General features: G+C 73.0%; 5 protein-coding genes. All 5 read left to right on the plus strand.

The window, feature by feature from the left end:
• The first annotated feature begins 81 nt into the window (after positions 1 to 81).
• Positions 82 to 1,311 (plus strand): argininosuccinate synthase, encoded by a 1,230-nt coding sequence (locus ACFCZN_RS14675; protein WP_429762130.1) that lies wholly within the window; start codon positions 82 to 84, stop codon positions 1,309 to 1,311.
• 1 nt (position 1,312) lies between these two features.
• Positions 1,313 to 2,770 (plus strand): argininosuccinate lyase, encoded by a 1,458-nt coding sequence (gene argH, locus ACFCZN_RS14680; protein WP_429762129.1) that lies wholly within the window; start codon positions 1,313 to 1,315, stop codon positions 2,768 to 2,770.
• Between the two features lie 139 nt (positions 2,771 to 2,909).
• The gene (locus tag ACFCZN_RS14685) at positions 2,910 to 3,515 is read left to right on the plus strand and encodes a uridine kinase family protein (RefSeq protein WP_429762128.1); all 606 of its coding nucleotides are present in this window, start codon (positions 2,910 to 2,912) and stop codon (positions 3,513 to 3,515) included.
• Positions 3,512 to 4,246 carry a DNA-3-methyladenine glycosylase gene (locus ACFCZN_RS14690; RefSeq protein WP_430557220.1) on the plus strand — a complete coding sequence of 245 codons (735 nt, stop codon included), beginning with the start codon at positions 3,512 to 3,514 and terminating at the stop codon, positions 4,244 to 4,246. Before ACFCZN_RS14685 ends, ACFCZN_RS14690 begins: the two co-directional genes overlap by 4 nt.
• A gap of 63 nt (positions 4,247 to 4,309) precedes the next feature.
• Entirely contained in the window at positions 4,310 to 5,569 is a 1,260-nt protein-coding gene (gene tyrS / locus ACFCZN_RS14695; RefSeq protein WP_430557221.1) for a tyrosine--tRNA ligase, read from the plus strand.
• Positions 5,570 to 6,017: the final 448 nt, after the last annotated feature.

Raw genomic sequence — 6,017 nt, forward strand, 5'->3', positions numbered from 1 at the left:
CCGTCCTCCCGGCGGGCCGTGGCCTCCGCGGACCCGCACTGCCAGACTTGACCCGAACCCCTCGCAAGAAAGAGAACTGTGATGACTGATCGCGTCGTGCTCGCCTACTCGGGCGGCCTGGACACCTCCGTGGCCATCGGCTGGATCGCCGAGGCCACCGGGGCCGAGGTCGTCGCCGTGGCCGTCGACGTCGGCCAGGGCGGCGAGGACATGAACGTCATCCGCAAGCGCGCGCTCGACTGCGGCGCCGTCGAGGCGTACGTCGCCGACGCGCGCGACGAGTTCGCGGCGGAGTACTGCATGCCCGCGCTCAAGGCCAACGGCATGTACCTCGACCGCTACCCGCTGGTCTCGGCGATCTCCCGCCCGGTGATCGTCAAGCACCTCGTGCGCGCCGCGCGCCAGTTCGGCGCGACGACGGTCGCGCACGGCTGCACCGGCAAGGGCAACGACCAGGTCCGCTTCGAGGTCGCGACGACGTCTCTGGCCCCGGACCTGAAGTCCATCGCCCCGGTGCGCGACCTCGCGCTCACGCGCGAGAAGGCCATCGACTACGCGGAGCGCCACGACCTGCCGATCGCGACCACCAAGAAGAACCCGTTCTCGATCGACCAGAACGTGTGGGGTCGCGCGGTGGAGACGGGCTTCCTCGAGGACATCTGGAACGAGCCCACCAAGGACGTCTACTCCTACACCGACGACCCGACGTTCCCGCCGGTCGCCGACGAGGTCGTCGTCACCTTCGACCAGGGCGTGCCGGTGGCGCTGGACGGCGTGGCGGTCACCCCGCTGCAGGCCATCCAGGAGATGAACCGCCGCGCCGGCGCCCAGGGCGTGGGCCGCATCGATATCGTCGAGGACCGCCTCGTGGGCATCAAGTCCCGCGAGATCTACGAGGCGCCCGGCGCGATCGCGCTCATCGCCGCGCACCAGGAGCTCGAGAACGTCACGCTCGAGCGCGAGCAGGCCCGCTTCAAGCGCCAGGTCGAGCAGCGCTGGACCGAGCTGGTCTACGACGGCATGTGGTTCTCCCCGCTGAAGAAGAACCTCGACACGTTCGTCGACGAGACGCAGAAGTACGTGTCCGGCGACATCCGCATGGTCCTGCACGGCGGCCGCGCCACCGTGACGGGGCGCAGGTCGGAGTCCAGCCTGTACGACTTCAACCTCGCCACCTACGACGAGGGCGACGCGTTCGACCAGTCGCACGCCAAGGGCTTCATCGAGATCTACGGCCTCGCCGCCAAGCAGGCCGCGGCCCGCGACGAGAAGTTCGGCAACGGCGTGGACTTCGGCGTCGGGGAGTTCTGACGTGGGCTCCGAGGTCACGCCGGGCGCCCGGGACGGCGCGCTGACGACGCAGGGTGACAACGTCTCCCTGTGGGGCGGCCGGTTCTCCGGCGGCCCGTCTCCGGAGCTGCAGGCGCTGTCCCAGTCGACGCACTTCGACTGGGTGCTCGCCCCGTACGACATCCGGGGGTCCCGGGCGCACGCGCGGGTGCTGCACGCCGCGGGCCTGCTCACGGACGACGAACTGGCCGGCATGCTCGAGGCGCTCGACGTGCTGCTCGCCGACGTCGAGTCGGGGGCCTTCCTCCCCGTGCTCGGCGACGAGGACGTGCACACGGCCCTCGAGCGCGGCCTCATCGAGCGCGCGGGCACGGAGCTCGGCGGCAAGCTTCGCGCGGGCCGGTCGCGCAACGACCAGATCGCCACCCTGGTGCGGCTGTACCTGCGCGACCAGTCGCGCGTCGTCGTGCGCCAGGTGCTCGACGTCGTGGACGCGCTCATCGTGCAGGCGGAGGCGGCCGGCGAGGCCGTCATGCCGGGCCGCACGCACCTCCAGCACGCGCAGCCGGTGCTGCTGGCGCACCAGCTCCTGGCGCACGCGTGGCCGCTGCTGCGCGACGTCGACCGGCTGGTCGACTGGGACGTGCGCGCGGCGCGCTCGCCCTACGGTTCGGGGGCGCTCGCGGGCTCGTCGCTGGGCCTCGACCCGGCGGCGGTCGCGACGGAGCTGGGCTTCGACGGGCCGGTGGAGAACTCGATCGACGGCACCGCCGCGCGCGACGTCGTCGCGGAGTTCGCGTTCGTGTCGGCGATGGTGGGCATCGACCTGTCCCGGCTGAGCGAGGAGATCATCCTCTGGAACACGAAGGAGTTCGGCTTCGTGCGGCTGGACGACTCGTGGTCGACCGGGTCGAGCATCATGCCGCAGAAGAAGAACCCGGACATCGCGGAGCTCGCCCGCGGCAAGGCGGGCCGGCTCGTGGGCGACCTCACCGGACTGCTCACCACCCTCAAGGGCCTGCCGCTGGCGTACAACCGCGACCTGCAGGAGGACAAGGAGCCGGTCTTCGACCAGGTCTCCACCCTCACGGTGCTGCTGCCCGCGTTCGCGGGGATGGTCCGCACCCTCACGTTCGACACGGCACGGATGGCCGAGCTCGCCCCGCAGGGCTTCTCGCTCGCCACGGACATCGCCGAGTGGCTGGTGCGCCAGGGCGTGCCGTTCCGCGTCGCGCACGAGGTCGCGGGCGCGTGCGTCCGGGTCTGCGAGGAGCGCGGGATCGAGCTGTGGGACCTGTCCGACGCGGACCTCGCCGCGATCTCCGAGCACCTGACGCCGGGCGTGCGCGAGGTGCTGAGCGTCGAGGGCTCCGTGGCCTCGCGCGACGGCGTCGGCGGCACCGCGCCCGCGCGCGTCGTCGAGCAGGTCGAGGCCGCCAAGGAGCGGTCGGCCGAGTTCCGCATCTGGGCGGACAGCTGAGCCGATCCGTTCCCCGGCCCGGGCTCGTCGGCCGCACGCTCCCTCGGGACGTGCGGCCGTCGTCGTCCGGGCGGGCACGACGGCGGACGGACGAGACGCGTCAGCGGGTACGGTCGGCGGGCCGGAGGAAGGAGCGGGCGTGACGACGAGCGAGGAGGTGCTCGACGCGCTGGTGGCGCGCGTGCACGCGGCGGAGCCGCGGCTCCCCGGCCCGGGGGCGCCGGAGCCGTGGCGGCGCACGCGGCTCGTGTGCGTCGACGGGCCGGCGGGCTCGGGCAAGACGACGCTCGCGACGCAGCTCGCCCTGCGGTTCGCGTGCCAGGTCGTGCACCTGGACGACCTCTACGAGGGCTGGGAGGCCGGCCCCGACGGCGGCGCGCGGCGCCTGGCGGAGTGGGTCCTCGAGGCTCTCGAGGCGGGCCGTCCGGGCAGGTATCTCCGCTACGACTGGGGGCGGGGCGAGTACGCCGAGGCGCACGACGTCGAGCCCGCCCCGGTCCTCGTCGTCGAGGGCTGCGGCGCCGGCGCCCGTCAGGTCGACGGCCGGGCCGCGCTGCGGGTGTGGGTGGAGGCCGACGACGCGGTGCGCCTCTCCCGCGGCCTCGCGCGCGACGGGTCGGACGCCCGCGAGCACTGGCTGCGCTGGATGGCCGACGAGCGCACGCACTACGCGGTCGAGCGCACGCGCGAGCGTGCCGACGTCCGGCTCGACGGCGTCGGCCGGCTCCTCGAGGCGGTGCGATGACGTCGGCGAGGCGGGCGCAGGCCGGTGTCCCCTCAGCGGACCGGGAGCCGCTGGCGGACGCGGCGGCGGGCGCGGGCCTGGTCGTCCCGGGCCGCGCCTGGTTCGCGCGGGAGGTGCACGTCGTCGCGCACGACCTGCTCGGGGCGCTGCTCACCCGCCGCACGCCGGACGGTGCGGTGACGGTGCGGCTCACGGAGGTCGAGGCGTACGCGGGCACGGCCGACCCGGGGTCGCACGCGTACCGAGGCGAGACGGCACGGAACCGGACGATGTTCGGCGAGCCCGGCCGTGTCTACGTCTACCGGCACCTGGGGCTGCACCACTGCATGAACGTCGTGTGCAGCCCGCCGGGCGAGGCGTCGGCCGTCCTGCTCCGGGCGGGCGAGGTGGTCGAGGGGGCGGACCTCGCGCGCGAGCGGCGCGCGGCCGCGGGCGTCACGCGGGGCGACGTCGACCTGGCGCGCGGCCCGGCCCGCCTGACCGTCGCGCTCGCGATCGACCGGGACGACGACGGCGCGGACGTCACGGATCCGGGCGGCGATCTGGTGCTGCGGGTGCCGCAGCTCCGGGATCGCGCGGACGGTGCCGGTCGCGAGGTCGCCACGGGTCCTCGCGTCGGCGTGAGCGGCGAGGGCGGACGCGCCGACCTGTTCCCCTGGCGGGCATGGCTGGCGGGCGAGCCCACCGTGTCGGCGTACCGGGCGGCGGAATCACGGCGCCGACGGCGGTAGGCGTCGGGCACACTAGGAGGGCGGCCCGCCCGGGCCGTGATCCCTTTCCCCGAGGAGCACACGGTGACCGACGTTCTCGACGAGCTGCACTGGCGAGGCCTGGTGGCGCAGTCCACCGACGAGGCCGCGCTGCGTTCTGCGCTGGCCGAGGGACCCGTCACCTATTACGCGGGCTTCGACCCGACGGCGCAGAGCCTGCACGTCGGGCACATGGTCCAGCTGCTGAACATGCGCCGGCTCCAGCTTGCGGGGCACCGTCCCCTCGCGCTGGTCGGTGGCGCGACGGGGCTCATCGGCGACCCGCGCCCGACCACGGAGCGGTCGATGCAGTCGCGCGATGTCGTCGCGGGCTGGGTCGAGCGCATCCGGGGTCAGATCGAGCCGTTCCTGGACTTCGAGGGACCGGCGGCAGCGCGCATGGTCAACAACCTCGACTGGACCGGGGCGATGTCCGCGATCGACTTCCTGCGTGACGTCGGCAAGCACTTCCGTGTGGGCACGATGCTCGGCAAGGACATCGTCGCCCGGCGCCTGCGCTCGGACGAGGGCATCAGCTACACGGAGTTCAGCTACCAGGTGCTGCAGGGCATGGACTTCCGGGAGCTGTACGAGCGCCACGGGTGCACGCTGCAGCTCGGCGGCAACGACCAGTGGGGCAACCTGCTGTCCGGCGTCGAGCTCATCCGCAAGTCGGACGGCGCGGCCGTGCACGCCCTGACGTCGCCCCTCATCACGAAGGCCGACGGCACCAAGATGGGCAAGTCCGAGGGCGGCGCCGTCTGGCTCGACCCGGAGCTCACGAGCCCGTACGCCTTCTACCAGTTCTGGGTGAACACGGCGGACGCGGACGTCGTGAAGTACCTCAAGGTCTTCACCTTCCGCACCAGGGAGGAGATCGAGGCGCTCGAGCAGGAGGTGGCCGAGCGGCCGTTCGCCCGCGAGGCGCAGCGGGCGCTGGCCGGCGAACTCACCACCCTCGTGCACGGCCAGGCGGCGACGGACGCCGTCATCTCGGCGAGCCAGGCCCTGTTCGGCCGGGGCGAGTTGCGGGGCCTGGACGAGGGGACCCTCGGTGCCGCCGTCGCGGAGCTCCCGCGCACGACGGCGAGGGCGGGCGACCTGGTCGTCGACGCGTTCGTGGGCTCGGGCCTGGTCGCATCGAAGGCCGCCGCCCGACGCGCGATCTCTGAGGGCGGCGCGTACGTGAACAACGCGAAGGTCGAGTCGGAGGACGCCGCGCTGCGGACCGAGGACCTGCTGCACGGACGGTACGCCGTCCTGCGTCGGGGCAAGCGGACCCTCGCGGTGGCCGTCGCGGAGTGACGGCGGCCGTGCCGTCGGACGCGTGACGTCGAGGGCCCCGGGGGAGCGCGAGCTCCTCCGGGGCCCTCGACGTTCGTCGGGCGGCGCCGGAGCGGGGGCCGCGGGGTATCACCGCAGGTCAGGGGGCGATTTGGCACCTGCGCCAGACTGTGTGTAATGTTCTGGTCGTTCGCCCGACAGGGAGAACGGACACCGAGGAGACAGCCGAGCGGCTGGGTACCGGTGGCCGGCCCGGGGCGGACACCCGAATCCTTCTTCACGAGGTCGACCAGTGCGCCCTCGTTCGGGACCGGGACGTTCGAACCCAGCACCTCAGGCCAACGGCCGGGAGTTGACGGGGAAGAGCGAACCGAGTAAGTTTGAGGGGTTGCCCCGGCGGGGTCGGAACTGAGAGTGGTTCTGGTTCTGCGGTGTGCGTCGGTTGTTTGAGAACTCAACAGTGTGTTTG

The sequence above is a fragment of the Isoptericola sp. NPDC056134 genome, from assembly GCF_042264825.1.
Classification (GTDB): domain Bacteria; phylum Actinomycetota; class Actinomycetes; order Actinomycetales; family Cellulomonadaceae; genus Isoptericola; species Isoptericola nanjingensis.